The following is a 26159-nucleotide window of genomic DNA, read 5'->3' on the forward strand; positions in this document are numbered from 1 at the left end:
TCAACGTCACGAGACGATGAGGCCGGGTGAAGGTTCAACCCAAGCCGGCTGGATCAAGGAAGCAGCACGGCGGCCGCGGGGACCTGCAGCAGTTGCACAGCTGCCTGGATGCCCAGCCAGAGGCCGAGCGCCACCATCAGCAGCCCGGCGATCAGTTCGAGGCGTTGCGGCGGGAGCACCGTTGCCAGCCAGCGGCCGAGCAGCACCCCCACCAGGCTGGAGCAGATCAGGGCCAGTGCCGCCCCCAGGAACACCACCCCGGGGCGTCCGGATTGCGCGGATAACAACAGGGCGGCCAGTTGGGTCTTGTCGCCCAGTTCCGCCAGAAACACCGTGGTGAAGGTGGTGAACAGGATGCTCACGAACGAGGCCGGCAGGACGGCTCCGCCTGTGTCCGGGGCGTCGGCCGGCAGGGGCGCAGGATCTGCGGCTGGCCCGGTGCCGGGGTCGTTGGTGGCGCTCATGAAGGGCAGGAGGCAACGGAACCAGGTTGGTCGTTCAGCGGTGCCGGCGCCCGGCGGGTGGCCCGTTCAAAGCGGCGCAGCTCCCTGCTGCGCCCGCCGAATTCACTGCGGATCTGCTGCTGGCAGCAACGGATCGCGAAGGCCTGGCTTTCTGCTGCGGGCACTCCGAACAGGCTGGCCAGCTGGCTCACCTGGCAGAAATCGGGCCGCTCGGCGTAGATCCTGCAGCGGCGGGAGCCGGTGTCGAAATGGCGGCACCAGCCGTCAGCGCCCACCATCGAGAGATAGGTCTCCCGTTGCCGGGGATTGAGCGCTTCAAGGGCCTCGCTCCGCTCCTCGGGATCGAGGCGACAGCAGGCTCCACACCCGGAGATGCAGCTCCAGTGGGTTCCGCAGACCATCAGGTCACCCCGCGTTGCTGTGACAAGCCGTCACAGTGGCATGGTCGCCACCGGGATGCCCGTCACCATGACCCTTAGGCTGCCACGCAGAGCGCTTTCCTTGCGAGCTTTCGGACCATGGGTATTGATTTCCATCTGATCGCCAACTTCCTCGCCCTGGCTCTGATCACCCTGGCCGGCCCGGCCGTGATCTTCATCCTTTTCTATCGGCGCGGCGCGCTCTGAGCCTGCTGCCCCTGGCACTGGCCCCGCGTCCGGCCCAGGCCCACGCCCTGCGCCAACACACCCCTCAGGCCACCAGGCCCAAGGCCAGGGTCGCTTCATCAATCAGCCCCTGCACGTAGGGGTGCCTCTCCCCCTGCACGTTCGTTTCGTGCAGGGGGACGCCCATTTCTTCGCCTGAGGCATTGCGGATGCGCAACTCCTCCGCTTCCACCCGGCACCAGTAGGCGCGCTGGCGGCGCTGCAGCAGCACCTCGCCCCCACCGCTCTCGCGCAGGCCCACCACTTCAAGCTGCAGGCGCTCCTCGCCCTGCCAGTGGTTGAGCCGCAGGCGAAAGGCCACGTCCACCACGGCCGGCACCGCTCCTTCTCCTTGCCAGCGCCAGGCGATCGCCCGCTGCCGGATGCCGTTCTGCTCCAGCAGCAGCTGCAGATGGCCGCCCCGCAGGCTGCGCTGCTCCACCACGCGGCACTGCTGGCTCCAGAACACGGGTGTTTCGTGGCCGGCACCGAACGGCTCCAGCCGTTGCAGGCAGAGCCAGAAGGGTCTGTCGATGCGATCGAGCGCCAGCCGTGCTTCGGGCTCCACCAGCAGTCCGCTGCCCAGGGGGCTGGCAGTGGCGCTGGCGATGGCGCTGAGTGCGTCGTGGAGAGCCGCGACGTTTTCGGCCCGCACTGTGAAACCACCGGCGGCGGGGTGGCCGCCGTGACGTTCAAGCAGGTCGTGGCAGGCATGCAGCGCCGCATCCACCGCAAATCCCTTGGGCGCCCGTACCGAAGCCCGCAGCATCCCGTTGCCCTCGCCGGCCAGCAGGGCCACCGGTGCACCAAAACGTTCCACCAGCCGGGCCGCCACCACGCCGATCACGCCGTGGTGCCAATGGCCCTGGGCCAGCAGCAGAAAAGGGCTGCGCTCGGGACCGTCGGCTTCCACCAGTGCCACCGCCTCCGCTTCGATGGCATCGCAGAGATCGCGGCGCTGCCGGTTGAGCGCCTCGCACTGCTGCGCCAGTTCCATGGCGCACTCCAGATCTGCGGTGGTCAGCAGGTCGACCACCAGCTGGGGATCCCCGAGCCGGCCGACGGCATTGATCCGCGGCGCGATCTGAAAGGCCACCGCCATGGCATCCAGCGGTCGCTCCCCGAGTCCAGCCAGCCGCTGCAGGGCCTGCAGTCCCGGCAGCGCGGAGCCCTGCAAGCGGCACAGGCCGTCCTGAAGCCAGCGGCGGTTCACCCCGTGCAAGGGCGCCATGTCCGCGATCGTGCCGATGCAGAACAGGTCGAGCGCCATGCCGGTGGCATCCGCGCGCTTCAACCGCTCCGCCAGCGCCACCGCCAGCACGTAGGCAAGCCCCACTCCGGCCAGGCCTCGGTAGGGCGAGGCTTCGGGGGTGCGGGCGGGATGCAGCAGCGCCAGGTAAGGCGGTGGCTCCGGCGGAATGGTGTGGTGATCGGTGAGGATCACGTCCACCTTCAGCTGCAGAGCCCGGTTCAGGGCGTCCGCGGCGGCGATGCCGTTGTCCACCGTCACCAGCAGGCGGATGCCGTCGCCGGCCAGGCGATCCACCATCGCCGTGTTGAGGCCATAGCCATCGTCCTGACGGCTGGGAATCGCCGCCACCGGCCGGGCGCCCAGCCGCTCCAGCACGCCCACAAGCAGGGCCGTGCTGGTCATGCCGTCAGCGTCGTAGTCGCCGCAGATCGCCACGGCTTCGCTTCGCCCACAGGCCAGCGCCAGGCGCTCCACCGCCACGCCCAGGTCCTGGAAATGCTGCTGAGGATCGGGGGCGGTGGGGGGGTCCAGCAAGGCGGTGATCGCCGCCGCACTGTCAAAGCCCCGCCGGCGCAGCACGGCCAGCAGTTCGGGCGGCAGACCCAGGGCGGCCAGCGCCGCAGCGGTATCCCTGGCTGCCGGGTCACTGGCCTCCGGGGCCGGCAGGGGCGCCGGCAACTGCCAGCGTTGCTCGGGCAGGCGGGACAACAGGCCATCGTCGAGGCGGCCTCCGCATTCTGTGTGCTGGCTGTTCATGCGCCTTTGCCTACCCTCCCTGCATGGATGACGCTCCTCTGAAGCCTTCCCTTGGCGCCCTGCTCTGGGACGTGGACGGCACGCTGGCGGAAACGGAGCTGGACGGTCATCGCCCGGCCTTCAACCTGGCGTTTTCCGAGGAAGGCCTCCCCTGGCACTGGGATCCGGCCACCTACATCCAGTTGCTGGCGATCAGTGGCGGCCGGGAGCGGTTGCGCGTCTACCTCAGCGACCAGGGGCCTGAGCCCCCCGATCCCGCCTTGCTGGATGCCCTGGTGCGTCGCAAGCAACAGCACTACACAGCCCTGATGGCATCCGGGGCGATCCGGCTGCGCCCGGGCGTCGAGCGGCTGATCACGGCCGCCGCCAGCGCCGGCCTCCGCCAGGCGGTGGTCACCACCAGCGGGCGCGTCTCCGCGCAGGCACTGATCGATCGCCTGTTGCCTGGGGCGGCTGCCACCTTCGCCTTTCTTGTGTGCGGCGACGACGTGGCTGCCCTCAAGCCTTCGCCCGACGCTTACACCCTTGCCCTCAGCCAGTTGGCGATGCCGGCGGCAGCGGTGGTGGCAATTGAGGATTCCAGCAACGGCACCCGGGCCGCCACGGCCGCTGGCCTGCGCACCCTGGTGACCCTCAGCGAAGCCACACGCCAGGAACCGCTCGCTGTGTTCGAGGGGGCGGCCGCCATTGTGAGCCAGCTGGGTGAGGGCGGCGCTCCCGTCTCGGTGCTGCAGGGCCCACCTTGCCCTGACGGCCTGATCACGCTCTCCTACCTGGAGCAGCTGGCCGTTCCGTCATGAGCACCCCGCCGGTTCAGGCCACCCGCTTTCAGCACCTGCTCGATCGCAGCGCCGCTGCCCTGCTGCAGGGGGTGCGTGGCACCTGGCGACGCCGCAGCCTGTCGTTGATCGCCCTGCTGGCCGGGTATTTCGCCGGTAACAACCTCACCTCCTATTTCCTCGTCACCATCGGGCAGCGGCCGGTGGTGGTGCTTCTGCTGGTGGTGCTGCTCGAAGTGCTGGTACGGGTGCGCAGCCACCAGGTGCGCGGTGAACCCACCCTGGCCTGGGTGATCTGCGACCACCTGCGCCTCGGGTTCGTCTACGCCGTGGTGGCAGAGGCGTTCAAGCTGGGCTCGTGACGCACACTCCAGAGCCGTCGTACACCCCGCTCTGGCCTGAGGCTCCCTACGGCCGCCTGCTGCAGGCCTGCGGTGTGGCGGATGCTGTGGCCTGGCAGGAGCGCTGGCGGCAGCATCCCGACGCCCTGTCCATTCCGCCTGATCCGCGCTGGGCGCTGGTGTTACCGCTGCTGACCCGCTGCCAGCGCGAGGTGGCCAAGGGCAAGCGCCTGCTGATCGGCCTCAACGCCCCGGTGGGGGCCGGCAAATCCAGCCTCGGTGCCTGGCTGAGCGCCTTGGCACCGGCGCTGGGCCTCAGCCTGAGCAGCCTCTCGATCGACGACTTCTACTGGCCCTGGCAGGAGCGCATCAGCCGCATGGCGGGCAATCCCTTTGGTGTCGACCGGGTTCCTCCTGGCAGCCATGACGCGGACCTGCTCGCCCACCAGCTCACACGCTGGCGCCAGGAAGGGATCCTGCGCTGGCCCCGCTTCGATAAACGCCTGCGGCAAGGGCGTGGTGATCGCAGCGGTTGGAGCGCCCAGCAGGCCGATGTGGTGCTGCTGGAGGGCTGGATGATCGGTTGCCGTGCGATTGGCCCGGCAGCACTGGCGGGGCGGCTGGAGCGACTGGGGGGTGGGGCGGCACTGGGGTTGACGCCCGAGGAACAGGCCTGGCTGCCGCAGTGGGACGCTGCGCTGTTGCCCTACGCGCCGGTGTGGGCGCAGCTGGATGGGCTGTGGGTGCTGCGACCGCTCGACTGGAGCTGGCCACGCCGCTGGCGCTTTCAGGCTGAAGCGCGCAAGCGCCGCCTGGGCGGCTCAATGGGTGGGGACGCCGGGATCAGCGCTTCCGTGTTCAGAAGCTCCACAGAAACTCCACTCCCGGGAGCCATAGCGTTGCGTGGGGCCGACCTGGAAAGGATTGTGCGGGCCAGTCTGTGTTCTCTCCCACCAGCCCTTTACCAGGATCCCTTGGTCTGGTGCACCGACCCAGGCCAGGAGCAGGTTGTGGAAGCGGTGGGGCTACTGGACAGCCGGCGCCGCTTCCGTTGGATGGGCACCGGTGAGCAGGCCCGCCTGGCAGGTCCTCAGCTCTCTTCGGTTTCGGCGCTGTCGTCGATCGGATAGACGAAGCCCTGAGCCCGGCCGCTGAGCACGGCTTTGCCGAGGGAGAGGGCCTTGCTGGCGGCAACGCCAGCTTTGGCTTTCCAGTGCGCGTGGCGCTGATTGCGCTTGCCTTTGGACGTTTTCTTCTTGGGAACAGCCATTCCCTACCTACTGCCAAACAACTACTTTCCGCTGCCGGCCTGCCTTTCGTCAAATCGCTAAGCTCCAAGGAGAAGCAAATCCCCGTGAGCAGCGCGCCTCCTGTGCATCCGCTCTGGTCCAGCGGGTCCACCGCTGCCCTGTCGGTTGCCCCAGATCCCACAGCGGCTCCTGCCGTTGAATCGAGGCCAGCCGCCACCAGCACCAGTCCTACTCCCGGCAACCAGACCCCTCCAGAACGTTCCACCGCAGAGCCGACCCCTACGGAGAAAGCAGCTCAAGACCAGCCTCCCGGTCAAGCGACGCCCGCGGCCCTGCCTCCGGCTGCTGCCGAGTCTCGCCCTGGCCTCTTCGGCAATTTTGGCGTGCAGCAGGCTCCGGCCCCTACCTACAGCGAGCTGCTGGCCCTGATGCGGGCCGGCCAGGTGAAGGAGGTGGAGCTGTCGCTGCGCCAGCGGGAAGCCCTGGTCACCATGGCCGATGGCAGCAAAGCGCGGGTGCCGGTGTTCGCCAACGACACCCTGCTGCTCAGCACCGCCGAACAGGCCAAGGTGCCGCTCAGCGTCCGTGATGATCGCCAGGAAGATGCCACCGCTGGCCTGGTGGTCAATGTGCTGCTGGTGGTGATGCTGGTGGGGGGTCTCACGCTGCTGATCCGCCGCTCCTCCCAGGTGGCCAACAAGGCGATCGGCTTCGGGCGCAGCCAGCCGCGCCTCCAGCCCGAAGGCACGGTGTCGGTGCGCTTCGAGGATGTGGCGGGCATCAACGAGGCCAAGGAAGAACTGCAGGAGGTGGTGAGCTTCCTGCGCCAGCCCGAGCGCTTCACCTCCATCGGCGCCAAGATTCCGCGCGGTGTTCTGCTGGTGGGCCCGCCTGGCACCGGCAAAACCCTCCTTGCCAAGGCGATCGCCGGCGAGGCGGGTGTGCCCTTCTTCTCGATGGCGGCCTCGGAGTTCGTGGAGTTGTTCGTGGGCGTGGGCGCCAGCCGGGTCCGCGACCTGTTCCGCCGCGCCAAGGAAAAGGCTCCCTGCATCATCTTCATTGATGAAGTTGATGCCGTGGGGCGCCAGCGTGGAGCGGGCATCGGCGGTGGCAACGACGAACGGGAGCAGACCCTCAATCAGCTGCTCACCGAAATGGATGGCTTCGAGGAAAACTCCGGCGTGATCCTGCTGGCGGCCACCAACCGGCCGGATGTTCTGGATGTGGCCCTCACCCGGCCCGGTCGCTTTGATCGCCAGATCAGCGTGGATCTGCCCGACCGGCGCGGCCGCGAAGCGATCCTGGCTGTGCATGCCCGCAGCAGGCCCCTCTCGGACGAGGTGTCAATGGCCACCTGGGCCGCCCGCACGCCTGGATTCTCCGGGGCGGATCTGGCCAACCTGCTCAATGAGGCGGCCATCCTCACCGCACGCCGCCAGAAAGCCAGCATCGATGACCAGGCGCTCAGCGATGCCCTGGAGCGCATCACCATGGGCCTGGCCGTGGCTCCCCTGCTCGACAGCGCCAAGAAGCGCCTGATCGCGTACCACGAAGTGGGGCACGCCCTGCTCACCACCCTCATTCCCCACGCGGATCGCCTCGACAAGGTGACCCTGCTGCCGCGGGCCGGCGGCGTCGGCGGCTTTGCCCGCACCATGCCGGATGAGGACATCATTGATTCCGGGTTGATCAGCCGCGCGTATCTGCAGGCCCGGCTGGTGGTCGTGATGGGCGGTCGCGCCGCTGAGCTGGTGGTGTTCGGCCCCAGCGAAATCACCCAGGGTGCTTCCGGCGACCTGCAGATGGCCACCCGCATCTGCCGCGAGATGGTCACCCGCTACGGCTTTTCACCGCTGGGGCCGGTCGCACTTGAAGGTGATGCCGCTGAAGTGTTTCTTGGTCGCGATCTGATCCACACGCGGCCCAGCTACGCCGAAACCACCGGCCGCCGCATTGATGCTCAGGTGCGCGCGCTCTCCCAGGAGGCGCTCGAGCGGGCTGTCGCCGAACTGGAGCCGCGCCGTGACCTGCTTGATGATCTGGTGGAGCTGCTGATCGAGCGGGAAACCCTGAGCGGCGATGACTTCCGGGCCATCGTGGACCGCTATGAAGCCAACCTCATGGCCACCACCCAGAGGGCGCTTACGCCCACCCCCGCGGCCTGAGCGGGCAGCGCAGGTGGGGAGCCTTGGCAGTGTTGATTCATCACGAGTCGAGGCCTGAGGAACAGGCGAACGGTTTATCTCCACGCGCTCTTCGATCACTGGCCTGCTCGATGCACTGGTGTGTTCGAGCGAAGGAACGATTTGATCAGGTCACCCTGTGATCAGGCGACCTGTTCGATCGAATGAACCGGAACCACCTGCTCAGCTGAAACGGATGTCGAGGCTGCGCAGGTAGGTGTGCAGGCCGGCGTCCTGAATGGGCAGCAACAGGGCAGTGCGGCCGCTTTCATTCACGTGGGAATGCCACTGCCCTGGCGGGGTCACGAAGGCGGCACCGGGTTCCCATTCCATGCGCACGGGGTTGCGGATGGTGCCGTCGGCATTGAGCTCGCTGCCGGAGAGCGTGGCGCAACCGGGATCGCAGTCGATCACCAGATCAAGCGCCACCGACTGATGCCGGTGCGGTGGCTGGACGGCGCCGGCCGGCACCATGCCGTACATGGCCCAGAGGGTATGGGTGACCGTGCGGCTGGCAGGCAGGGCGGTGTTGGCCAGCAGCAGGCTCAGCCGGTTGCTGCGGGCGCTGCTGGGGTCGGCTGCCAGCAGAGCCAGCTCCTGGCGCAGCCAGCTGCCTGGGTAGTACGTGGCCTCAAAGCGCGCCTGATCGGGGCTCACACCCAGATGACGGAGCAGAGGAGCGTCGTGCACCCAGTAGAGAACGCTCTCGGCCGTGGCCTCCAGCTGCGGCGTGGCTCCGGCCGGCAGCACGAACAGATCGCCCTGACTCCAGCTCTGGCGGAAGGCCGGGGCGATGCCGTTGCCCTGCCGGTGGCAGCGGCCTTCGCCGTGGAGCACGTAAAACAGGAGGCTGGTGGCGGTGGCGCTGGCCTCGATCGACTCCCCGGCCAGCAGACGAATGAAGTTGGCGGAGAGGGCCGGACTGGTAGCCGGGCCGCTGCAGCCGAGAGCCGCGCTCAGATCAAGGGGCAGCACGGCCGTCGGACCGCTGGCGTGCAGTTCAGGGCCCCAGCGCTGGTCCGGGATCGGTTCGGTCAGCCCGTGGCGGATAGGGTTGGCTGCCTGGCGATAGTCGAACAGCTGGGCGGTGGGGCTTGGGCTGCTTGCAGGTGCCGCGGAAGGCCGGCTCGAGCTGCTCGGCGAGGTGGCGGTTGGTGGCTTGGTCTGGGTCATGGATCCAGCCGCTTGGTGATGTCGGTGAGCCTATTGACGCAAGCCTGGAGCCGGGGGGTGGCCGCCGATGACACCCTTTGGCCTGCTGCCGGCCTCAGCCACCGGCCACGGCCGGCACGATGCTCACTTCATCGCCATCGCTCAAGGGGGTCGCCTGGTTATCGAGGAAGCGGATGTCTTCGCTGTTCACGTAGACGTTCAGGAAGCGCCGCAGCTTGCCCTGCTCATCGGTGAGACGTGCCTTGATGCCGGGGAACTGGCTGTCGAGCTCCTGCAGCAGGGCATCCACGCTGGAGGCTTCCAGTTCCACGCTGGCCTGATCGGCGGTGTACTTCTGCAGCGGAGTGGGAATGAGGACCTGAATCGCCATGGGACTTGGGCAAGGGGGAAGGAAGGAATGAAATCGCCGGGAATCCCGGTGGGCTGGGGTCAGACCCCCATCGGCTCCCAGGTGGCGCGATGCAGGGATTGGGCCCGCTCCCAGGCGGCATTGAAGCTGCTGAGCTGAGGTTCGATCGTGTGGGGCTCGCCGACAACCCCGCTGACGGCCTCAAGGGTTTTGAGGCCGTTGCCGGTGATGTAGGCGACGGTGGTTTCCTCTGGATCGATTTTGCCCTGCTCGGCGAGTTTCTTGAGCACGGCGATGGTGGTACCGCCGGCCGTTTCGGTGAACACGCCCTCGGTTTCGGCCAGCAACTGGATGCCGGCCACGATCTCCTCGTCGGTGACGGAGGCGATGGTGCCGCCCGTGCGGCGGGCGATGTCGAGGGCGTAGGGGCCGTCGGCAGGGTTGCCGATGGCGATCGATTTGGCGATGGTGTCGGGCTTGACGGGGGTGATGAAATCACGGCCCGCATCGAAGGCCTGGGCGATTGGTGAGCAGCCCTCGGCCTGGGCGCCGCTGAAGCGCACCGGCTTTTCATCGACAAGGCCGACTTTGATGAATTCGTCGAAGCCCTTGCGGATCTTGGTGAACAGGGAACCGGAAGCCAGCGGCGCCACGATGTGGTCGGGCAGTTGCCAGCCCAGCTGCTCGATCACCTCGTAGCCGAGGGTTTTGGAGCCTTCTGAGTAGTAGGGGCGCAGGTTGATGTTCACGAAGCCCCAGCCGTAGGTGTTGGCCACTTCCGAACAGAGCCTGTTGACCTGGTCGTAGTTGCCCTTCACCGCCATCAGGGTGGGGTTGTAGATCAAGGTGCCGAGCACCTTGCCGAGCTCCAGATCAGCGGGGATGAAGACGCAGCACTCAAGGCCCGCATGGGCAGCGATGGCAGCTGTGGAGTTGGCCAGGTTGCCGGTGCTGGCGCAGCTCACCGTGGTGAAGCCGAGCTCGCGGGCGCGGGTGAGGGCCACCGACACCACCCGGTCCTTGAAGGACAGGGTGGGCATGTTGACGCCGTCGTTCTTGATATAGAGGCTCTTGAGGCCGAGGCGCCGGGCCAGACGGTTGGCCCGCACCAGGGGGGTGAACCCGGTGCCCACATCAATGGGATCGCCCTGCACGGGCAGAAATTCGCGGTAGCGCCAGATGGAGGCCGGGCCGGCTTCGATCGTGGCCCGGGTCACCCGGGCGCGGATGGCGTCGTAGTCGTAGACGACTTCCAGAGGCCCGAAACAGACGTCTTCGCAGACGTGGCGGGCTCCGGCGTCGTAGGGGTGGCCGCATTCCTTGCAGCGCAGCCCCGTGAAGGTGGCACGAGAGAGGGTGGCCGTCACAGGCTCACTGCAGCGTTGAATCGAAAGCTAGCAGCGATGAGCAGAAGGCACGGAAATATCCGATTTCTGAAGTCGGGTATTCAGTTGCCTTCGGAGTGCCATTCAGGCCGCAGGCTTGTCAGCGTCCGATGCCTGTTTAGCCTCAGCCCGTGCCCCACCGTTTCCCTCGCCTGAAGCCACCGCTGCTGGCGGGCCTGCTGCTCGTGCCCCTGCTCGCCTTCGGCGTGCTCGTGGTCTCGCGGCTGAGCATCGAATGGGCGTGGTACTCGCAGTTCGACTTTCAGCAGGTGCTGTTGCGCCGCTGGATGCTGCAGGTGCTTGGGTTCCTCCTGGTGATGGGAGTCGGGGTCCCGCTGCAGTTGCAGCAACTCCACCGCTGCTGGCGATTGCGCAGCGAGGCCACAGCCAAGCCGTTGCCGCGCCAGCCCCTGCTGCGGATGGGCCCCCTCGCGCTGGTGTGCACGTTGCTGGCCTTGCTGCTGCTGCTCAGCACAGGGCTCATGTTTCTGTTCGTGCAGGCCCGGGGCCTGATCACCGATCCCTTCGATGGCGATGTGGTGAGTGGCCTCTCTGCGTTGGCCGGCCTCTCGCCCGTAGGGGTGGGGCTGCTGGCCGCCCTGCTCGGCCTGTTGCTGCTGGTGCGGCCGCTGCCGGTGCTGCGGCTGGTGCTGGTGGCGGCGCTGGCGGGTTCGGCCACAGCCCTGGCGCGCGGCTGGAGCCTGTGGCTGCCGGCACTGCTGGCCGTGCCGTTCGGTGAAGCCGATCCGCTCACCCATTTCGATCTCAGCTTTTCAGTGCTGCGGCTGCCGGCTCTGCAGCTGCTGCTCAGCGTGCTGATCGCGCAGTTGGTGGTGGGGCTTGCCGGCTGCCTCTGGGTCAGCTTCACCGAAGGATCCAGCCTCAGCGACCTCCGCTTCGTAGGCCTGAGCCGTGACCAGCAGGGCGTGCTCAAGCCCCAGATCGCCGTGCTGGCGGCGCTGGCCTCGCTCAGCAATGCGCTCTCCCCGTTCGCGTTGATGGTGCAGGGGAGCGGTGTAGCGGCAGGCGCCGGCTTCGTCGACCTGCATGTGCGCCTGCCCATCCGGCTGCTGCTGGCCCTGCTGTTGATGCTGGCGGCGCTGGGGTTGGCGCTGCCGGTGCGACGCACCTGGCTGCGCCGCGTGGTGGTGCTCCCGCTGCTGGCCACGGCTCTGCTGCTGCCGGTGGCCGAGTTCGCGGTGGCGCCGCAGGCGCAGCGCTTCTGGGTGCAGCCGCGCGAGCTGGCGGTGGAAACGCCCTACATCGAGCGCAGCATCCGTGCCACCCGGCGCGCCTTCGGCCTTGAGGAGGTGCGCAACACAACCCTGGAGCCCCTGCAACGCATCACCGCCGCCGACCTTGTCGAAGCGCCGGGCACCCTGGCCAACATCCGCCTCTGGGACAGCGGGCCCTTGCTGGCGGCCAACCGCCAATTGCAGCAGCTGCGCCTGTATTACACGTTCCCCTCAGCGGCCGTCGACCGCTACGACCTCTCCGCGGCCGGAGAGGACCAGGCCTCCCAGCAGGTGCTGATTTCCGCCAGGGAGCTGGACAGCGCCGCGCTTCCTGAGGGATCGCGCACCTGGCTGAACCGGCATCTGGTCTTCACCCATGGCTACGGCTTCACCGTGTCACCCGTGAATGTGTTCGGGCCTGACGGATTACCGCTGTTCTTCGTGAAGGATCTCGGTCGCAGTGGCAGGGTGCAGGGCATCTCCCAGCTGGGCATCACGGACGCTGAAGCGCAGGCCGCTTTTCCCGTGGGCCGACCACGCCTGTACTTCGCTTCGGCTCCGGCGCCTTACGCCATCGCGCCCACCAAGGTGCAGGAATTCGATTTCCCTGACGGGGAGCTGAACGTTTACAGCCACTACGACGGTGAACGGGGCATTCCGCTCACCAATGCCTGGCAGCGTTTCACAGCCGCGGTGTACCTGCATGAGCCGCGGGTGCTGCTGGCCGGTTCGTTCACGTCCCGCTCCTTGCTGCTGCTGCGGCGCCAGGTGAATGAACGGGTGGAAGCTCTGGCCCCTTTCCTGCGCTTCGAAAGTGAGCCGTACATGGTGACGGTGAACGTGAAGAACGCCTCGGAGTTTGACGAGAAGCACCATCAATACTGGATGCTCGATGGTTACACCACGAGCCGCAGTTATCCCTACAGTGACGCCAACGCGGAAGGCATCCGTTATTTCCGCAATCCTGTGAAAGCTGTTGTGGATGCACAGGATGGCAGGCTGTGGTTCTACGTGAGCGATCCCAGTGATCCGGTGCTGCGCACCTGGCAGCGGGCCTTCCCTGAACTGTTTCATCCGCTCACGGACATGCCGTCAGCCTTGCTGGCCCACATCCGGGTGCCCAACAGTCAGTTCAAGATTCAATCGGAGCGTCTGCTTCGCTATCACGTCACCGATGTGCGCACGTTCTACAACGGCGATGATGTCTGGTCGGTGCCGCTCGAAACCTACGGCTCTGAAACTGTGGCGGTGCAGCCGTATCACGCCACTGTCCAGCTGCCTGGAGAACGGCGGCCGGAATTCGTGTTGTTGCTGCCCTTCTCCCCGGTGCGCCGCTCCAACCTGGTGGGCTGGTTGGCTGCCCGCAACGATCCTCCCCATTACGGCGAACTGTTCCTTGTGCGCTTCCCTCAGCAGCGGCTGTTGCTGGGCCCGGAGCAGGTCACCGCGCTGATCGAGCAGGATCCTCAGATCAGCTTCCAGTTCGGTCTGTGGAACCGAGCAGGAGCCCGACTGGTGCATGGCAACCTGCTGGTCTTGCCGGTAGGTGATGGTCTGCTCTACGTGGAGCCGATCTACCTCGAGTCGGGCAACAACAGCCTGCCGACGCTGGTGCGGGTGGTGGTCACCGACGGGCGCCGCTTTGTGATGGACCGGGATCTTGAACTTGCCCTTGAAAAGCTCACCCAAGGCACCGCCAAAGGCTCCAGCCCAGCGGACTCACTGCCCGCCTTCACGCCTCCGCCCCTGCCGATCCCCGGTCTCGACACACTCTGAGGCCAGGCTGTGGTAACAGGACGATTGGAAGCTTTCGCGCAATCAATCAGCTTGCAGCCGCCACACAACCACTGCCCGAACGTCCCACAGGCAGCAAGGCCGGAAGCTCTGAGCGGCATGGTTCATGGGATGGATAGCCCGAAAGGGGCCTGTGGTTCCATGTCACATCGGACCAATGGGACCGGATGGCTCTCGATGGCATGAGACCAAAGGGCCCATGGCTGCCCGATGCCTTGAGCCCGAAATCTCCCCATGAAAAAAGGGCCCGAAGGCCCCAGGGTGGATGTGATTCGCGCGAGCGTGGACTGCGTGAGCCCGACACTGTTGGTTGTCGACAGCCTGATTGTGGACGGTTCAGACGGCCACAGCAGTTTTGGGGTCCAGGACGCCTTTGGCGTAAAGGGCGGCGTAGTAGTTGATGTTCTGCTGCTTGATCTTGCTGGCCTGGCCGGCGCACCAGAACTGCTGGTAGCGATCAAGGCACACCTGCTTCATGTAGGCCCGTGCAGGCTTGTTGAAGTGGCGGGGATCGAAGTTGGCAGGATCCTTGAAGGCGGCTTCCCGCACAGCGGCAGTGAAGGCCAGACGGTTGTCGGTGTCGATGTTGACCTTGCGAACGCCATTCTTGATGCCGTTCTGGATCTCTTCGACCGGCACGCCATAGGTTTCAGGAATGGCACCGCCGTACTTGTTGATCATGTCGAGCCATTCCTGGGGCACCGAGCTGGAGCCGTGCATCACCAGGTGGGTGTTGGGGATCGCCTTGTGGATTTCGGCGATGCGGGAAATGGCCAGCACTTCGCCGGTGGGCTTGCGGGTGAACTTGTAGGCGCCGTGGCTGGTGCCGATGGCGATCGCCAGCGCATCCACCTTGGTTTTGGCGACGAAGTCGGCGGCTTCGGCAGGATCGGTGAGCAGCTGCTCGCGGGAGAGGGCACCTTCGAAACCGTGGCCGTCTTCGGCTTCACCCTTGCCGGTTTCCAGGGAACCCAGGCAGCCCAGTTCGCCTTCCACACTCACACCGATGGCATGGGCCACATCCACCACTTCCTTGGTGACGGCCACGTTGTACTCGTAGCTGGCGGGGGTTTTGGCGTCAGCTTCCAGGGAGCCATCCATCATCACCGAGGTGAAGCCGTTGGCGGCGGCACCGAAGCAGGTGGCAGGGCTGTTGCCGTGGTCCTGGTGCATCACCACCGGGATGTCGGGATAGGTTTCGGTGGCGGCGATGATCAGGTGACGCAGGAAAATCTCACCGGCGTATTGGCGAGCGCCGCGGGACGCCTGCAGGATCACCGGGCTGTCGGTTTCATAGGCAGCCTCCATGATCGACTGCACCTGCTCCAGGTTGTTGACGTTGAAGGCAGGGATGCCATAGCCGTTCTCAGCGGCATGGTCGAGCAGCAGCCGAAGGGGAACGAGGGCCATGGGGGAATACCTCTGAGGGTGTGGGTGGGCACGTCGGGGGCACCAGCGCGGTGAACGAGGGGAGGCGGACCAAGAGACCAGGCCACCGGCTTCGAAACCCTGACGCGGGATGCGCGCGACTCTAGGCGATGCTGATCGCTCTCAACCCACCGGCAGGTCCTGGCGCAGGCCGGTGTCGGCGGCGGCGATGGCCAGATCGCAGCAGAGCTGGCTGCGGAAGCCCTCGCTGAGACCCGGCACCATCGGCTGACCGGTGCGCACGCTTTCGGCCCACCAGCGGTGCAGGCGCGCCACCGGGGCAATTCGCCCATCGGCCCAGGTGCGGGCAAAGGCCAGAGCAGGGTCCACCGGTACCGGTTGCAACGCTTCGCCTCGCCCTGCCCGCCAGAGGTGGAAGCCATGCACATAGTCGCTCTGGTTGTCGCTGCCCAGCACCAACGTGCCTTCGCTGCCGTACAACTCGAGCCAGCAGCCGCGCCCCTGGCGGGCCACTGCCGCCAGGCTCACCTGGGCCGGCACCAGCCGCTGGCTTCCAGCACCACTGCCAGCAGCGCTTCCTGTGCCGAAGCCTGAAGCGAGGCCCGCATCGAGTCCCAGCTGCAGCAGGGCGATGTCCTCCGCATCCACGGCAGCCAGTCGCCCGCTGCCATCGGCCAGCGGGCGGGCGTCGATGGCGGTGGAGAGTGTGCCCTGCAGCTCCCGGGTGGGGCCGATCAGCCAGTGCAACATGTCGAAGGCGTGGGTGCCCAGGGCGCCCAGCACACCGCCACCTTCGCTGCGTTGGGCGTACCAGTTCCAGGGTCGGGAAGCATCGGCGCGACTGCTCATCAGCCAGTCGAGTTTCACCAGCCAGGGATCGCCGATCACCCCAGCCGCCAGCAGGGCCGCCAGTTGCTGAAACACCGGCACCGCCCGGTATTCGAAGTTGACCGCCACCTGCAGCCCCCGGCTGATTGCCAACCGCTGCAATTCCTCCACCTGCTCCGCCGAAACGCCCACGGGTTTCTCGAGCAGCAGGTGCTTGCCGGCGTCGAGGGCGGCTTTCGCCAGGGCGAAGCGTGGGGCGGGCGGCGTGGCGATCACCAACGCCTCGATGCCGGGTTCCGCCAGCAGGGCCTCGAAGTTTGTGAAGCCAGGCAGGGAGGCGGCGCTGGCGGCCTGCTGAACCCGCTCGTGTCGAGGGTGCCAGAGCGCCACAGGTTCGGTGCTGCCACTGGCGCGCAGGGCCGGCAGGTGCACCTTTTCTCCGAATCCCAGGCCAGCCACCGCTACCCGTAGGGGCGCTGCTTCGAGCAGTGTCATCGGAGGGCCAACAGGGGGGCGCCGGCGGCGCAGGCTTCTTCCAGCACCGCGCTGATCAGGGCATCCCCGCCGGTGGGTTGCCAGTCGGCGCCGAAGCGGGGCAAGCCATTGACGGAGGTGTCGCGATAAAGCCGCTGGCCGCAGTCCAGGTCCATCACATACAGCTGACCGGGGCGTGCCTTGGCCCTGGTGGCGTTACCGGAGTCGTCTGTTTCCGGGGGCGGCGCCGGTTGAAAGCGGCTCAGCACGGAGAGCCAGCCCTCACGGCTCAGCCTCAGGCTGCCCTCATCCCACCACTGGCGCCCTTCCGCTGTGGCAGGCACCTCCTTCCAGCTGACCGGGCCGGCCAGGGCCGCACCGCCCGACAAGCCAGGAGCCGGCAGCAGCAGCGCGGGGAGCAGCGCGAGCAACAGCGCGGCGGCCACGATGAAGCCCTGGAGCCTGCAACCGGAAACCATCGCCCGGGCCAACGACCAGAAACGGCGGGCGGCGAGCTGGGGCGACCAGCGCTGCAAAAGCGGCAGCAAGAGCTGCTTGGTGAGCCAGCCCATCAAGCGGCTACGGCGGGGGTGACGCCATGAAGCCGCAGCAGGCTCGCGAAGGTGGAGCGGAAGCGGGTGCGGGGCACGATCAGGTCGACGAAGCCGTGATCCTGCAGATACTCAGCCGTCTGGAAGCCTTCCGGCAGCTTCTCGCGCAGGGTCTGCTCGATCACCCGGCGTCCGGCGAAGCCGATCAGGGCCTTCGGTTCGGCCAGGATCAGGTCGCCCAGCATCGCGAAGCTGGCGGTGACGCCACCGGTGGTGGGGTGGGTGAGCAGGGGGATGTAGAGCAGCTCCTCCTGGCGGTGCCGCTGCAGGGCGCCGGAAATCTTGGCCATCTGCATCAGGCTCAGCATGCCTTCCTGCATGCGGGCCCCGCCAGACGCGCACACGATCAACACCGGATAGCGGCGGAAGGTGGCGGTTTCGATCATGCGGGTGAGCTTCTCGCCCACCACCGAACCCATGGAGCCGCCCATGAAGCGGAAATCCATCACGCCCAGCGCCAGGGGCATGCCCTCGATCCGGCAGAGGCCGGTGATCACCGCATCGCGCAGACCGGTGCTGCTCTGGGTGTCGCGCAGGCGATCGGCATAGCTGCGCCTGTCTTTAAAGGCGAGCGGATCGGTGGGGGAAAGATCGGTATCGAGCGGCTGGAACGTGCCCTCATCGGCGATCAGCCGCAGGCGGGCTTCACTGTCGATGCGCAGATGGTGTCCGCAGCCGCTGCAGACGCTGGCATTGGCGATCAGGTCTTTCCGGTAGACCACCAGGCCGCATTCCGGGCACTTGCTCCAGAGCCCGTCGCCCTCGTCGAGTTCTTGGGGGGCGCGCACCACCGGTGCAGCCTTGCGGCGATCGGCGAACCAGTCGAACAGCGACACGGGAGAGGCGACAGGCGCAAGAACGGATCACCATTAAAAGCTGCCGCTGCCGGCGCCATGCCGCTGCAAGCCGCTCAGAGGCTCTGGTAGCCCAGCCAGCCGCCGAACCAGCGCAACCACCAGCCTTCGCCTGCAAGCCACACGGCGATGCCGCCGAAAGCCAGAAAGGGGCCGAATGGAAAGGGCTGATGCGGGCCCAGGCGGCCGGTGAGGCGGCCGATCGAGCCCAGTGCCGCGCCACCCAGCACGGCCAGGGCCACCGCCAGGCCCATGCCCTGCAGCCCGAGCCAGGCCCCCAGCAGGGCCGTGAGCTTGGCATCGCCCAGACCGAGGGCGGGGCGGCCCAGCAGCTTCTCGCCCAGGGCGCTGAGCCCTTCAAACACCAGCAGCCCCACGGCGGCGGCGAGCAGGTGGTTGACCAGCAGCTGGCGGGCGATCGCCTCCGACTGGCTGATCCCCAGCAGCGCGGTGACCACCAGACCCCCCACCAGGCCCCAGCGGCAGAGCGGTTCAGGCAGCCACAGCTGATCGGCATCGATCAGCACCAACGGAACCAGCAGGCTGATCAGCGCCCAGCCGGCAATCATCAGCAACCAGAGCGGCGGCGCGCCCATGGCGGAAGGGCTGGCCAGCACGACGGCCACCCACAGCCCGGCGGTGAGCAGCTCCACCAGCGGGTAACGGGGAGAGATCGGTGCGTGGCAGTGGTTGCAGCGGCCCCGCAGCCACAGCCAGCCCAGCACCGGCAGGTTTTCATACCAGGCCAGCGTGGTGCCGCAGTGGGGGCAGTGGCTGGGGGGCGAAAGGATCGATTCGCGGCGCGGCAGGCGCCAGGCCACCACGTTCAGGAAACTGCCGACGCAGGCGCCAAGCACGGCTGCCAGCACGGCGATCGGTTCGAGGCTGATGGGGGTCATGGACGTCGGTTGTTGCGGGAGCGTGCGCCCCGCCCGCCAATCATCTCCAGCGGAATGAACCGCTCCTCCGGCAACAGCACCGGGGCTTCGAACACCACCCGGCCCTGATCAGTGGCTTCCTGCAGCACGATCCCCAGCGGTTCACTACCGCCGGGGACATGTTCGCAGTAGTGGTAGTACACCTGACGGGCCCGTCGAAGCACATCGCCGCTGTTGATCCGATCCCAGCGCATGGAATGGTTGGCCGCGCCGGCGGCCCCCCGAATCACGAACGACGGGGGGACGGAACCGGATGAAGAATCAGGAGGTGTGGCGATGGAAATCGTCCTCCCCCGGCGCGACCTTTGGGCGCAGCTTAATCGGTCAGAAGAGGCTCTTCTTATCCTCGATCAGCCGGTGGATGATCGGGGTGAGGATCAGCTCCATCGCGAAGCCCATCTTGCCGCCGTTCACCACGATGCTCGTGGGGCTCGACATGAAGGAGCCGTTGATCATGCGCAGCAGGTAGGAGAAATCGATCCCCCACTTCTCCCGCGCCCCTTTGCGGAAGTGAATGATCACGAAGCTCTCGTCAGGGGTGGGGATGTTGCGGCAGATGAATGGGTTGGAGGTGTCCACAGTGGGCACCCGCTGGAAGTTGATGTCCGTGCGGCTGAACTGGGGGCAGATGTGGTTGATGTAGTCGGGCATGCGCCGCAGAATCGTGTCCACGATCGTTTCGGCGGAGTAGCCCCGCTCGGCGTTGTCACGGCTGATCTTCTGGATCCATTCCAGGTTGGCGATCGGCACCACGCCGATCAGCAGGTCGACCAGGGAGGCCACGTCGTAGCCGTCGCCCTCCACGCCGCCGTGCAGGCCTTCGTAGAAGAGCAGATCGGTGCCGGTGGGGATCTCTTCCCAGGGTGTGAACTGACCGGGATCGAGCTGGGTGCCAAGCCGGGCGTTGTGCTCGGCGGCCTCTTCGACCGAGTGCAGGTAGTAGCGCTTCTTGCCGCTGCCGGTTTCGCCGTAGGCCCGGAACAGATCCTCGAGTTGATCGAAGAGGTTGGCTTCCGGACCGAAGTGGGAGAAGTTGATGCCGTTGGCCTGGGCCTTCGCCATCTCCTCCTTCATCGGGCCGCGCTCGAAGCGGTGGAAGCTGTCGCCCTCCACCACCACCGGCTGGATGCCCTCCCGCTGGAAGATGTGCTCGAAGGCGCGCTTGACCGTGCTGGTGCCTGCGCCCGAGGAACCGGTGACAGCCACGACCGGGTGACGTTTGGACATCGGTGCAGCGGGGGAGAAACGAGGCTGTGAGTTTGGCAGGTCGCCGGTCAGAGGGCTTCCAGCAGCCGCTCACCGATCGCGGCGCAACCCAGCCGCGTGCAGCCAGTGGCGAGGTCGGCCTCACCGATCAGGTCAGCGGTGCGGCAGCCCGCCGCCAGCACCTGGTCGACGGCCCGCTCCAGGGCGTCGGCGGCTTCAGGCCGCTGCAGACCCACCCGCAGCAGCATGGCGGCCGAGAGCACCATCGCCATCGGATTGGCCACATCCTGGCCGGCGATGTCGGGTGCTGAGCCGTGCACCGGCTCGAACAGGCCCGGCCCGTCGCTGCCCAGGGAGGCAGACGGCAGCATGCCGATACTGCCGGTGAGCATGGCGGCTTCGTCGCTGAGGATGTCGCCGAAGAGGTTGCTGGTGAGCAGCACATCGAACTGCTTGGGCCAGCGCACCAGCTGCATGGCGGCGTTGTCGACGTAGAGGTGGCTGAGCTCCACCGCCGGATAGTCGGCGGCCATCGCCGTGACCCGGTCGCGCCAGAGCTGGCTCACATCGAGCACGTTGGCCTTGTCGACCGAACACAGCCGTCCGCGACGTTCCGTCGCCAGCTGGAAGGCCACCTTGGCGATGCGATCGATTTCGTAGTCGCTGTAGGCCATGGTGTTGAAGGCACGCACATGCCCACCGGCCTCCACCCGGCCTTTCGGGGTGCCGAAGTAGACGCCGCCGGTGAGCTCGCGCACCACCATCAGGTCGACGCCCTCGATCACCTCAGGCTTGAGGCTGCTGGCGCCCGCCAGGGCCGGAATGATCTTCACCGGGCGCAGGTTGGCGAACAGGCCGAGGCCGGCCCTGAGGGCCAGCAGGCCACTTTCCGGGCGCTGTTCGCGCGGCAGGCCGTCGTAGCGGGGACCACCGATCGCCGCCAGCAGCACCGCATCGCTCTGGCGGCAGGCCTCGAGTGTGTGCTCCGGCAACGGCACGCCGCAGGCATCGATTGCCGCTCCTCCCACCGGCTGTTCGTCGAAGCTGAGGGAAAAACCGTGGCTGGCGCTCACTGCCTCCAGCAGCCGCCTGGCCACCGCCGTGATCTCCGGACCGATGCCGTCGCCGGGCAGGAGGGTGATCCGGTACGTGGTCATGCGTTCAGCCGAGGCGGCGGGGGCAACTGGCGAGATTACCGGCTCAGGCGCTGATCCACACGCACAGCCATAGACCCACCCGCACAGTCCTCAGGGGTCGCCGGCGGCGGCCTTGAGCTGGCGCACGCTGCGGGCCAGCTCCGGCAACTTGCTGAAGGCGGCCGAGCAGCGCAGCCACAGGCGGTTCGGGATCGCCGGATAGCCGCTCACCACCTCGCCGGCGGCGATGTCGCCGTGCAGGCCCGACTTGGACGAGGCGATCGCCCGATCCCCGATCGTGGTGCGGTTGGCCACACCCACCTGGCCCGCCAGGATCACACCGTTGCCGAGACGGGCGCCACCAGCGATGCCCACCTGGGCGGCCAACGCACAACCCCGGCCGGTGACGACGCCGTGGCCGATCTGCACGAGGTTGTCGATCTTGGTGCCGGCGCCGATGCGTGTCTCCCCCACCGATGGGCGATCGATCGTGGTGCCGCAGCCCACCTCCACCTGCTCCTCCAGCACCACCAGGCCGGTCTGGGGCATCTTGCGCCAGCCATTGGCGGTGGGCACGAAGCCAAACCCCTCCGAACCGATCACGGCGTTGGAGTGCACCACACAGCCGCGCGCCAGACGGCTGCCGGGATGGAGCACCGCATTGGCATGCAGCTCACAGCCCTCGGCCAGGTGCACGTCGGGGTAAAGCACCACGCCGGCATGGAGCACGCAGCCTTCACCCACGAGGCAGTCGGCCCCCACCACCACATGGGCGGCGATGTGCACGCCGGTGCCGACGCTGGCGCTCGGATCGATCACCGCCGACGGGTGAATGCCGGCGGGCCAGTGCCGGGGCGGGTGCAGTGCCGCCAGGGCCTCAGCGAACCCGAGCCGCGGATCCTTCAGGGCCACCCAGGCCATGCCCCGTTCCTGCGCCAACTGCTGCAGTTCCGGGTCCAGCGGCAGCAGCAGCGCCGAGGCGTGGCAGGTGGCCAGGGCGGCACTGAGCTGGTGGCCGGGCTCAAGAAAGGACAGCTGGCCGGCAGCGGCCTGATCCACGGCGGCTGCCCCGCTCAGTTCGGGGTCGCCTGCCAGATGCCGCGGTGCGGAGTCGTTGAGCAGGCCCCGCTGGGCGAGCTGGAGCAGCAGGGTGCTGAAGCGCATGCTGCCGGAGCTGCGAACTGAGGCCGGATCGTAGGCCTGCCCTGCGGTCAGTCGCCGGCGGCTGCCAGGGCCGTGAGCACCAGATGGTCGCGGTGCACCACCGCCGCTCCTGCCGGTTGCTGCAGCTCCCGCTGCACCTCGCTGCTGCTGAGGCCCAGCACCTGCCGCACCTCCTCGCTGCTCAGGGCGCAGAGGCCCCGGCCGATCTCCTCTCCCTGCAACGACACCAGCCGCACCGCGTCCTGGCGGCCGAAGCGGCCCTCCACGGCGCGGATGCCCACCGCCAGCAGGGACGCGCCCCGCTCCACCAGCGCCTTCTGCGCCCCTGCATCGATCACCAGATCCCCTTTGGGCAGCAGGGCATGGGCCATCCAGCCCTTGCGGTCGGCCAGGGGTCTGGAGCTGGGCTGAAACACCGTTCCCACTTTCTCGCCTGCCACCAGGGCCTCCAGCACGCGCGGGTCGCGGCCGTCCGCCAGCCGCACGCGCACCCCGCTGGAGGTGGCGATGCGGGCGGCAGTGAGCTTGGTGGTCATGCCGCCGGTTCCCCAGCGCCCGCCCCCGCTGGCCACGCTGCTGAGCCGGGCCAGCTCCTGGAGGTCACGCACCTCCTCGATCGGCTCGACTGTGGCATCGCTGCGGGGATCGCCGGAATAGAGCCGGTCGACATCGGTGAGCAGCACCAGTTCCTCGGCGCCGATCGCCACCGCCACCAGCGCCGAGAGGGTGTCGTTGTCGCCGAAGCGCAGTTCGTCGGTGGCCAGGGTGTCGTTTTCGTTGACGATCGGAATCACGCCCCAACCCAGCAGGTGTTCCAGGGTGCGGCAGGCGTTCTGGTAGCGGCGACGCGAGGCCAGGTCGCCGCGGGTGAGCAGCACCTGCGCCACACGCACGCCGTGGCTGGCGAAGGCTTCGGCGTAAAGCCCCATCAGCTGGCCCTGCCCCACCGCCGCCGCCGCCTGCAGCGCCACCACTTCGGTGGGGCGCTTTTCCAGCTGCAGGGCGTGGCAGCCCAGGCCCACGGCGCCGCTGGTCACCAGGGTCACCTGATCGCCCCGGCGACGTTGCTGGCTGAGGCTGGCCGCCAGATCGGCGATCACACAGGCGGTGTCGCGATCCGCCGAGCCCCGCAGCAGGCTGGTGCCCACCTTGATCACACGTCGCGTCATCCCTTCAGGTCCGCTCCCGCCAGCCGCGCCAGCCGCACCTCCAGCCGTTGCAGATGGTCGACGCGGCAGGGCAGCCCGTGCACATCCACCGGCTTGGCCAACACCGTGAACAGGCCGAGCCTGTTGCCGACCAGCACATCGGTGAACAGGCGATCCCCCACCACGGCCACCTGCCGCGCCGGCAGATTCAGCTCAGCCAGCACCCGCCGCAGGGTGCTGCGGCGCGGCTTGCCCGCTGACACGGTGTAGGGGAGGTCAAGCTGATCCGCCACCGCTCCGATGCGGCGCCGGGACGGGTTGTTGCTGAACAGATGAATGCGCAGGTGCGGCTTGGCTTGAATCAGCCACTGCTCAACGGCAGGCGGCAGCTGCGACTGCCGGCGCGGGATGAGGGTGCGATCCACATCCAGCACCAGCGCCTTGATGTTCTGGGCGATCAGCCGCTCCAGCGGCAGGCCGGCCAGGCTGGTTTGCAGCTCCCAGTCGGGTTGCAGCAGGTGGCGGGAGGTCACCCAGCGCTCTCCCTTTCGTCGAGTTCAGCCTCGATTCGCGGCTGCACGCGGTCGAATTCCTCGCCTTCCACCAGCACTGCTTCGCCGTTGTGCATGCGGGCCACCACGAAGAAGGGGTCGAGCGGAATGTACAGGCCGTACTCCTGGTCTTCGACCATGAAGCTGACGAGCAGCTCGTAGGTGTCGGTGTCGTCGTCTTCGTCGCCGTCCTCGTCGTCGAGATCCTCCGGATCGGGCTCCTCCAGCTCACCGCTCACCGTGAGCGTGACGGCGGAACGCACCAGGGTGAGGTCGTGCTCCTGCAGCACCACATCGGCCACCGACAGGATCGGTTCGGTGGCATCGAGGGTTTCGATCGGCTCCGGTTCGTCGTCGCCCTGCAGGCGGAACAGGCACACCGGGGTATCGACCGGCGTGAGCAGGGCGTAATCGTGCCCATCAAGCGGGATCAGTTGTTCGAGGAAGCAGAGCAGCTGGCGGTCGTGGTCGTCACGGACGAGAACCGTGGGCACGTCACCGGATCCTGTGATCGAGGGGCCTTCGGCACTCATGGAGGGGGAGTCAGACCCTCTCAGAATGTCTCAGCGCCGGCCTGCTGTCCGCAGGGGGGTCGCCAAGGTCACCGGCTCGTCACCTTCCCGCAACCATTGCTCCAGCAGCAGCGCCGCTGCGGCACTGTCGAGCGCGCCGCTGCGGTCACCGTGCAGGCGGTGGCGCTCGCCCGCCTCCCAGCTGCTCGCGTGCTCATCCACCCAGGCCAGCGGCAGGCTCAGGTGGCGGGCCAGCCGTTCGCCGTAGCGGCGGCAGTGGGCCGCCTGGGGCGTGGGCTGCTGGTGGCTGTCGAGCGGCAGGCCCACCACCAGCGCCTGCACCCGCCGGCTGGCGCTGAGGGCGCGCAGGGTTTCCAGGTCGTGGGCGTAGGCCCCGCGCGCCAGTGCCGGCAGTGGGGTGACCGTGAGCCCGAGCGGATCGCAACCGGCCAGGCCGATGCGGCGCCGCCCCACATCCAGCGCCAGCACGGAGCGGGGCTGTGGGGGTTGGCGTTGTTGCCGCGTGCCGGGGGTGGCGCTCACCGGAGGGTGGACAGCGCACTGGAGGAGGCACTCACCAGTGCCCGCGTTGGGCGTGCGGCGGGCGTGAGCGCCGACGGTCCTGCAGGGGTGGGCACCGTGCGACGGCGCGGTTTGAACGGCTCGAGCACGGTGTCGAGGCGCCAGTTGGCGGCGCGGCTGCTGGCCTGCTCGTGGCGGCGCCAGACGCTGCGCGCCATCAGCAGCCGCTCGCCTTCCAGGCTGGCGCCGATGCTGCGCAACCAGGCGCAGCGCTCCGCATCGCCGGCATCACTGCAGAGGCGCACCACCGGATCGCTGGCCACCGCCTGGATCAGCAGGTGCTCCAGCGCCGGGCCGTGCAGCCGCGACCAACCGGGATGCACCGTGAGCTGCACATCCACCGGGCCATGGCCCTGGTGATGCAGCCGGCGCACGCCCGCTACTGCCTGCTGGCGGCTGGGGTCGAGCCAGAGCGCACTGGGGCCGCTGCTCTGGTCGAGCAGATCCTCCACCCGGCGGTCAAGCAGCTGGCGCAGCAGCGCCGGGCAGGCCGCCTGCTCCAGGTGCAGCATCAGGCCAGCGGTGCGCCGATTCAGGGGCCGCAGTTGCAGGTCGCCAGGGGGCGGCAGAGCCGGGCCCGGCTCTGCCGGGGCGTTCCACAGCCAGGAGACCTCGTGCCGCAGGGGCTGAAAGCCCTGCTCCCGCAGCAGTGCCAGCCGGTCGGTGTCGGTGCTGTCACAGCGGGCGATCCAGCTGGCGGCACCGCTGCAGCGGTGCAGCGCCTCGCGCAGCAGGCCCGCCTGGATCTCCTGGCCGCTGAGGCTGCCTGGCCGCTGCAGGGCGGTGCGTGCCACCCGCAACGCCTCCACACCCCAGCAGCTGCCACTCCGGTTGAGGCGTCGCACCACGCTCACCCCCAGCATGCAATCGGCTGTCTCGTAGGCCACCAGAACCTCAGGAACCAGGGGCGGGCGCTGCACCAGGGCACTCAGCAGGCGCTCCGGCTGACGCAGCAGAAGGGAGCGCTGCAAGAGCGGCTGCAGATCAGCGAAGGCGGCATCGTTCAGCAGCGGCAACGACCAGCCCTGCAACGGCTCGATCCGCAGCTCCCCCGGCGCGGCGAGCGGGTCACCTCCCGAGGGGCGTAGGGGGATGGGGTGCCGCACGTGACTTCAGTCGTGACCCGACTGTATCGGTTCTGGACCGGCTGGCCGGAGGGGC

The 26159-nt window shown here is 67.8% G+C and carries 27 protein-coding genes; 6 read left to right on the forward strand and 21 right to left on the reverse strand.

Going from position 1 to position 26159, the window contains the following annotated elements; translation table 11 throughout:
• Nucleotides 1–53: 53 nt before the first annotated feature.
• Nucleotides 54–464: a TMEM165/GDT1 family protein gene (locus ACWJI3_RS02085; RefSeq protein WP_255140820.1), complete on the reverse strand. Its 411-nt coding sequence runs from the start codon at nucleotides 462–464 to the stop codon at nucleotides 54–56.
• Nucleotides 461–865 (reverse strand): YkgJ family cysteine cluster protein, encoded by a 405-nt coding sequence (locus ACWJI3_RS02090; protein WP_480202688.1) that lies wholly within the window; start codon nucleotides 863–865, stop codon nucleotides 461–463. The genes ACWJI3_RS02085 and ACWJI3_RS02090 overlap by 4 nt, the downstream gene beginning before the upstream one ends.
• A gap of 117 nt (nucleotides 866–982) precedes the next feature.
• Here ACWJI3_RS02090 and psb30 point away from each other — a divergent pair, with 117 nt between their 5' ends.
• Nucleotides 983–1090, forward strand: a complete 108-nt coding sequence (gene psb30, locus ACWJI3_RS02095) for a photosystem II reaction center protein Ycf12/Psb30 (protein WP_094510689.1) — start codon at nucleotides 983–985, stop codon at nucleotides 1088–1090.
• Between the two features lie 64 nt (nucleotides 1091–1154).
• Here psb30 and recJ read toward each other — a convergent pair whose 3' ends face one another.
• Nucleotides 1155–3116 carry a single-stranded-DNA-specific exonuclease RecJ gene (gene recJ / locus ACWJI3_RS02100; RefSeq protein ID WP_480202689.1) on the reverse strand — a complete coding sequence of 654 codons (1962 nt, stop codon included), beginning with the start codon at nucleotides 3114–3116 and terminating at the stop codon, nucleotides 1155–1157.
• 23 nt (nucleotides 3117–3139) lie between these two features.
• Between recJ and ACWJI3_RS02105 the strand changes: the two genes are divergently transcribed.
• The 3 genes from ACWJI3_RS02105 to ACWJI3_RS02115 are packed head-to-tail and all read left to right on the forward strand — an operon-like array spanning nucleotide 3140 to nucleotide 5366.
• Nucleotides 3140–3916 (forward strand): HAD-IA family hydrolase, encoded by a 777-nt coding sequence (locus ACWJI3_RS02105; protein ID WP_480202690.1) that lies wholly within the window; start codon nucleotides 3140–3142, stop codon nucleotides 3914–3916.
• A complete protein-coding gene (locus ACWJI3_RS02110) occupies nucleotides 3913–4257 on the forward strand; it encodes a DUF565 domain-containing protein (protein ID WP_480202691.1) in 345 nt (114 codons plus the stop codon). The genes ACWJI3_RS02105 and ACWJI3_RS02110 overlap by 4 nt, the downstream gene beginning before the upstream one ends.
• Nucleotides 4254–5366, forward strand: coding sequence for a hypothetical protein (locus ACWJI3_RS02115; RefSeq protein WP_480202692.1), 1113 nt, complete (start codon nucleotides 4254–4256; stop codon nucleotides 5364–5366). The genes ACWJI3_RS02110 and ACWJI3_RS02115 overlap by 4 nt, the downstream gene beginning before the upstream one ends.
• On the opposite strand, the gene rpmF is transcribed toward ACWJI3_RS02115, so the two are convergent.
• Complete coding sequence (gene rpmF / locus ACWJI3_RS02120) at nucleotides 5327–5506, reverse strand: 50S ribosomal protein L32 (protein ID WP_094510684.1); 180 nt, start codon at nucleotides 5504–5506, stop codon at nucleotides 5327–5329. The genes ACWJI3_RS02115 and rpmF overlap by 40 nt on opposite strands.
• A gap of 408 nt (nucleotides 5507–5914) precedes the next feature.
• Here rpmF and ftsH point away from each other — a divergent pair, with 408 nt between their 5' ends.
• On the forward strand, nucleotides 5915–7651 hold the full coding sequence (ftsH, locus tag ACWJI3_RS02125; protein ID WP_094510789.1) for an ATP-dependent zinc metalloprotease FtsH: 1737 nt from the start codon (nucleotides 5915–5917) through the stop codon (nucleotides 7649–7651).
• A gap of 201 nt (nucleotides 7652–7852) precedes the next feature.
• On the opposite strand, the gene ACWJI3_RS02130 is transcribed toward ftsH, so the two are convergent.
• The 3 genes from ACWJI3_RS02130 to thrC form a co-directional block, all read right to left on the reverse strand.
• Nucleotides 7853–8842, reverse strand: coding sequence for a cupin (locus tag ACWJI3_RS02130; RefSeq protein WP_480202693.1), 990 nt, complete (start codon nucleotides 8840–8842; stop codon nucleotides 7853–7855).
• Between the two features lie 94 nt (nucleotides 8843–8936).
• A complete protein-coding gene (locus tag ACWJI3_RS02135; protein WP_094510683.1) occupies nucleotides 8937–9212 on the reverse strand; it encodes a MoaD/ThiS family protein in 276 nt (91 codons plus the stop codon).
• A 59-nt stretch (nucleotides 9213–9271) separates the two neighbouring features.
• Nucleotides 9272–10558 (reverse strand): threonine synthase, encoded by a 1287-nt coding sequence (thrC, locus tag ACWJI3_RS02140; protein WP_259729396.1) that lies wholly within the window; start codon nucleotides 10556–10558, stop codon nucleotides 9272–9274.
• Nucleotides 10559–10707: 149 nt separating this feature from the next.
• Here thrC and ACWJI3_RS02145 point away from each other — a divergent pair, with 149 nt between their 5' ends.
• Nucleotides 10708–13587 carry a UPF0182 family protein gene (locus ACWJI3_RS02145; RefSeq protein ID WP_480202694.1) on the forward strand — a complete coding sequence of 960 codons (2880 nt, stop codon included), beginning with the start codon at nucleotides 10708–10710 and terminating at the stop codon, nucleotides 13585–13587.
• Between the two features lie 354 nt (nucleotides 13588–13941).
• Here the strand turns inward: ACWJI3_RS02145 and fba are convergent, their stop codons facing one another.
• The 14 genes from fba to ACWJI3_RS02215 all read right to left on the reverse strand — a co-directional run bounded on the left by fba (nucleotide 13942) and on the right by ACWJI3_RS02215 (nucleotide 26104).
• A complete protein-coding gene (gene fba / locus ACWJI3_RS02150) occupies nucleotides 13942–15015 on the reverse strand; it encodes a class II fructose-bisphosphate aldolase (protein ID WP_094510680.1) in 1074 nt (357 codons plus the stop codon).
• Nucleotides 15016–15156: 141 nt separating this feature from the next.
• Nucleotides 15157–16317, reverse strand: coding sequence for a Gfo/Idh/MocA family protein (locus tag ACWJI3_RS02155; protein WP_480202695.1), 1161 nt, complete (start codon nucleotides 16315–16317; stop codon nucleotides 15157–15159).
• Nucleotides 16314–16868, reverse strand: coding sequence for a hypothetical protein (locus ACWJI3_RS02160; protein ID WP_480202696.1), 555 nt, complete (start codon nucleotides 16866–16868; stop codon nucleotides 16314–16316). The genes ACWJI3_RS02155 and ACWJI3_RS02160 overlap by 4 nt, the downstream gene beginning before the upstream one ends.
• Entirely contained in the window at nucleotides 16868–17743 is an 876-nt protein-coding gene (gene accD, locus ACWJI3_RS02165) for an acetyl-CoA carboxylase, carboxyltransferase subunit beta (protein ID WP_094510678.1), read from the reverse strand. Before accD ends, ACWJI3_RS02160 begins: the two co-directional genes overlap by 1 nt.
• 74 nt (nucleotides 17744–17817) lie before the next feature.
• Complete coding sequence (locus ACWJI3_RS02170) at nucleotides 17818–18660, reverse strand: prepilin peptidase (protein WP_255099345.1); 843 nt, start codon at nucleotides 18658–18660, stop codon at nucleotides 17818–17820.
• Nucleotides 18657–18893, reverse strand: a complete 237-nt coding sequence (locus ACWJI3_RS02175) for a hypothetical protein (RefSeq protein WP_094510786.1) — start codon at nucleotides 18891–18893, stop codon at nucleotides 18657–18659. Before ACWJI3_RS02175 ends, ACWJI3_RS02170 begins: the two co-directional genes overlap by 4 nt.
• A 130-nt stretch (nucleotides 18894–19023) precedes the next feature.
• Complete coding sequence (locus tag ACWJI3_RS02180) at nucleotides 19024–19926, reverse strand: phosphoribulokinase (RefSeq protein ID WP_255099343.1); 903 nt, start codon at nucleotides 19924–19926, stop codon at nucleotides 19024–19026.
• Between the two features lie 47 nt (nucleotides 19927–19973).
• Nucleotides 19974–21062, reverse strand: coding sequence for a 3-isopropylmalate dehydrogenase (leuB, locus tag ACWJI3_RS02185; protein ID WP_480202697.1), 1089 nt, complete (start codon nucleotides 21060–21062; stop codon nucleotides 19974–19976).
• Between the two features lie 90 nt (nucleotides 21063–21152).
• Nucleotides 21153–22205, reverse strand: a complete 1053-nt coding sequence (gene lpxD, locus ACWJI3_RS02190) for a UDP-3-O-(3-hydroxymyristoyl)glucosamine N-acyltransferase (RefSeq protein WP_094510674.1) — start codon at nucleotides 22203–22205, stop codon at nucleotides 21153–21155.
• Between the two features lie 47 nt (nucleotides 22206–22252).
• Nucleotides 22253–23374: a glutamate 5-kinase gene (gene proB / locus ACWJI3_RS02195; protein ID WP_480202698.1), complete on the reverse strand. Its 1122-nt coding sequence runs from the start codon at nucleotides 23372–23374 to the stop codon at nucleotides 22253–22255.
• The gene (locus ACWJI3_RS02200) at nucleotides 23371–23886 is read right to left on the reverse strand and encodes a YqeG family HAD IIIA-type phosphatase (RefSeq protein WP_094510672.1); all 516 of its coding nucleotides are present in this window, start codon (nucleotides 23884–23886) and stop codon (nucleotides 23371–23373) included. Before ACWJI3_RS02200 ends, proB begins: the two co-directional genes overlap by 4 nt.
• On the reverse strand, nucleotides 23883–24437 hold the full coding sequence (locus ACWJI3_RS02205; RefSeq protein ID WP_480202699.1) for a DUF3727 domain-containing protein: 555 nt from the start codon (nucleotides 24435–24437) through the stop codon (nucleotides 23883–23885). The genes ACWJI3_RS02200 and ACWJI3_RS02205 overlap by 4 nt, the downstream gene beginning before the upstream one ends.
• A 30-nt stretch (nucleotides 24438–24467) precedes the next feature.
• Entirely contained in the window at nucleotides 24468–24959 is a 492-nt protein-coding gene (gene ruvX / locus ACWJI3_RS02210) for a Holliday junction resolvase RuvX (RefSeq protein ID WP_480202700.1), read from the reverse strand.
• A complete protein-coding gene (locus ACWJI3_RS02215; RefSeq protein ID WP_255140830.1) occupies nucleotides 24956–26104 on the reverse strand; it encodes a hypothetical protein in 1149 nt (382 codons plus the stop codon). Before ACWJI3_RS02215 ends, ruvX begins: the two co-directional genes overlap by 4 nt.
• Nucleotides 26105–26159 lie beyond the last annotated feature (55 nt).

The sequence above is a fragment of the Marcopretia estuarina LEGE 06307 genome (assembly GCF_056633115.1).

Excerpts from the sequence above, each read along its gene's own strand:
- recJ (WP_480202689.1), bottom strand. The coding sequence starts at position 3,116 with ATGAACAGCCAGCACACAGAATGCGGAGGCCGCCTCGACGATGGCCTG.
- ACWJI3_RS02205 (WP_480202699.1), bottom strand. The coding sequence starts at position 24,437 with ATGAGTGCCGAAGGCCCCTCGATCACAGGATCCGGTGACGTGCCCACG.
- psb30 (WP_094510689.1), top strand. The coding sequence starts at position 983 with ATGGGTATTGATTTCCATCTGATCGCCAACTTCCTCGCCCTGGCTCTG.
- ACWJI3_RS02160 (WP_480202696.1), bottom strand. The coding sequence starts at position 16,868 with ATGGGCTGGCTCACCAAGCAGCTCTTGCTGCCGCTTTTGCAGCGCTGG.
- rpmF (WP_094510684.1), bottom strand. The coding sequence starts at position 5,506 with ATGGCTGTTCCCAAGAAGAAAACGTCCAAAGGCAAGCGCAATCAGCGC.
- ACWJI3_RS02170 (WP_255099345.1), bottom strand. The coding sequence starts at position 18,660 with ATGACCCCCATCAGCCTCGAACCGATCGCCGTGCTGGCAGCCGTGCTT.
- proB (WP_480202698.1), bottom strand. The coding sequence starts at position 23,374 with ATGACGCGACGTGTGATCAAGGTGGGCACCAGCCTGCTGCGGGGCTCG.
- ftsH (WP_094510789.1), top strand. The coding sequence starts at position 5,915 with ATGCGGGCCGGCCAGGTGAAGGAGGTGGAGCTGTCGCTGCGCCAGCGG.
- ACWJI3_RS02180 (WP_255099343.1), bottom strand. The coding sequence starts at position 19,926 with ATGTCCAAACGTCACCCGGTCGTGGCTGTCACCGGTTCCTCGGGCGCA.
- fba (WP_094510680.1), bottom strand. The coding sequence starts at position 15,015 with ATGGCCCTCGTTCCCCTTCGGCTGCTGCTCGACCATGCCGCTGAGAAC.
- ACWJI3_RS02155 (WP_480202695.1), bottom strand. The coding sequence starts at position 16,317 with ATGACACTGCTCGAAGCAGCGCCCCTACGGGTAGCGGTGGCTGGCCTG.
- ACWJI3_RS02175 (WP_094510786.1), bottom strand. The coding sequence starts at position 18,893 with ATGCGCTGGGATCGGATCAACAGCGGCGATGTGCTTCGACGGGCCCGT.
- leuB (WP_480202697.1), bottom strand. The coding sequence starts at position 21,062 with ATGACCACGTACCGGATCACCCTCCTGCCCGGCGACGGCATCGGTCCG.
- ACWJI3_RS02110 (WP_480202691.1), top strand. The coding sequence starts at position 3,913 with ATGAGCACCCCGCCGGTTCAGGCCACCCGCTTTCAGCACCTGCTCGAT.
- ACWJI3_RS02085 (WP_255140820.1), bottom strand. The coding sequence starts at position 464 with ATGAGCGCCACCAACGACCCCGGCACCGGGCCAGCCGCAGATCCTGCG.
- ACWJI3_RS02135 (WP_094510683.1), bottom strand. The coding sequence starts at position 9,212 with ATGGCGATTCAGGTCCTCATTCCCACTCCGCTGCAGAAGTACACCGCC.
- ACWJI3_RS02105 (WP_480202690.1), top strand. The coding sequence starts at position 3,140 with ATGGATGACGCTCCTCTGAAGCCTTCCCTTGGCGCCCTGCTCTGGGAC.
- lpxD (WP_094510674.1), bottom strand. The coding sequence starts at position 22,205 with ATGCGCTTCAGCACCCTGCTGCTCCAGCTCGCCCAGCGGGGCCTGCTC.
- ACWJI3_RS02130 (WP_480202693.1), bottom strand. The coding sequence starts at position 8,842 with ATGACCCAGACCAAGCCACCAACCGCCACCTCGCCGAGCAGCTCGAGC.
- ACWJI3_RS02090 (WP_480202688.1), bottom strand. The coding sequence starts at position 865 with ATGGTCTGCGGAACCCACTGGAGCTGCATCTCCGGGTGTGGAGCCTGC.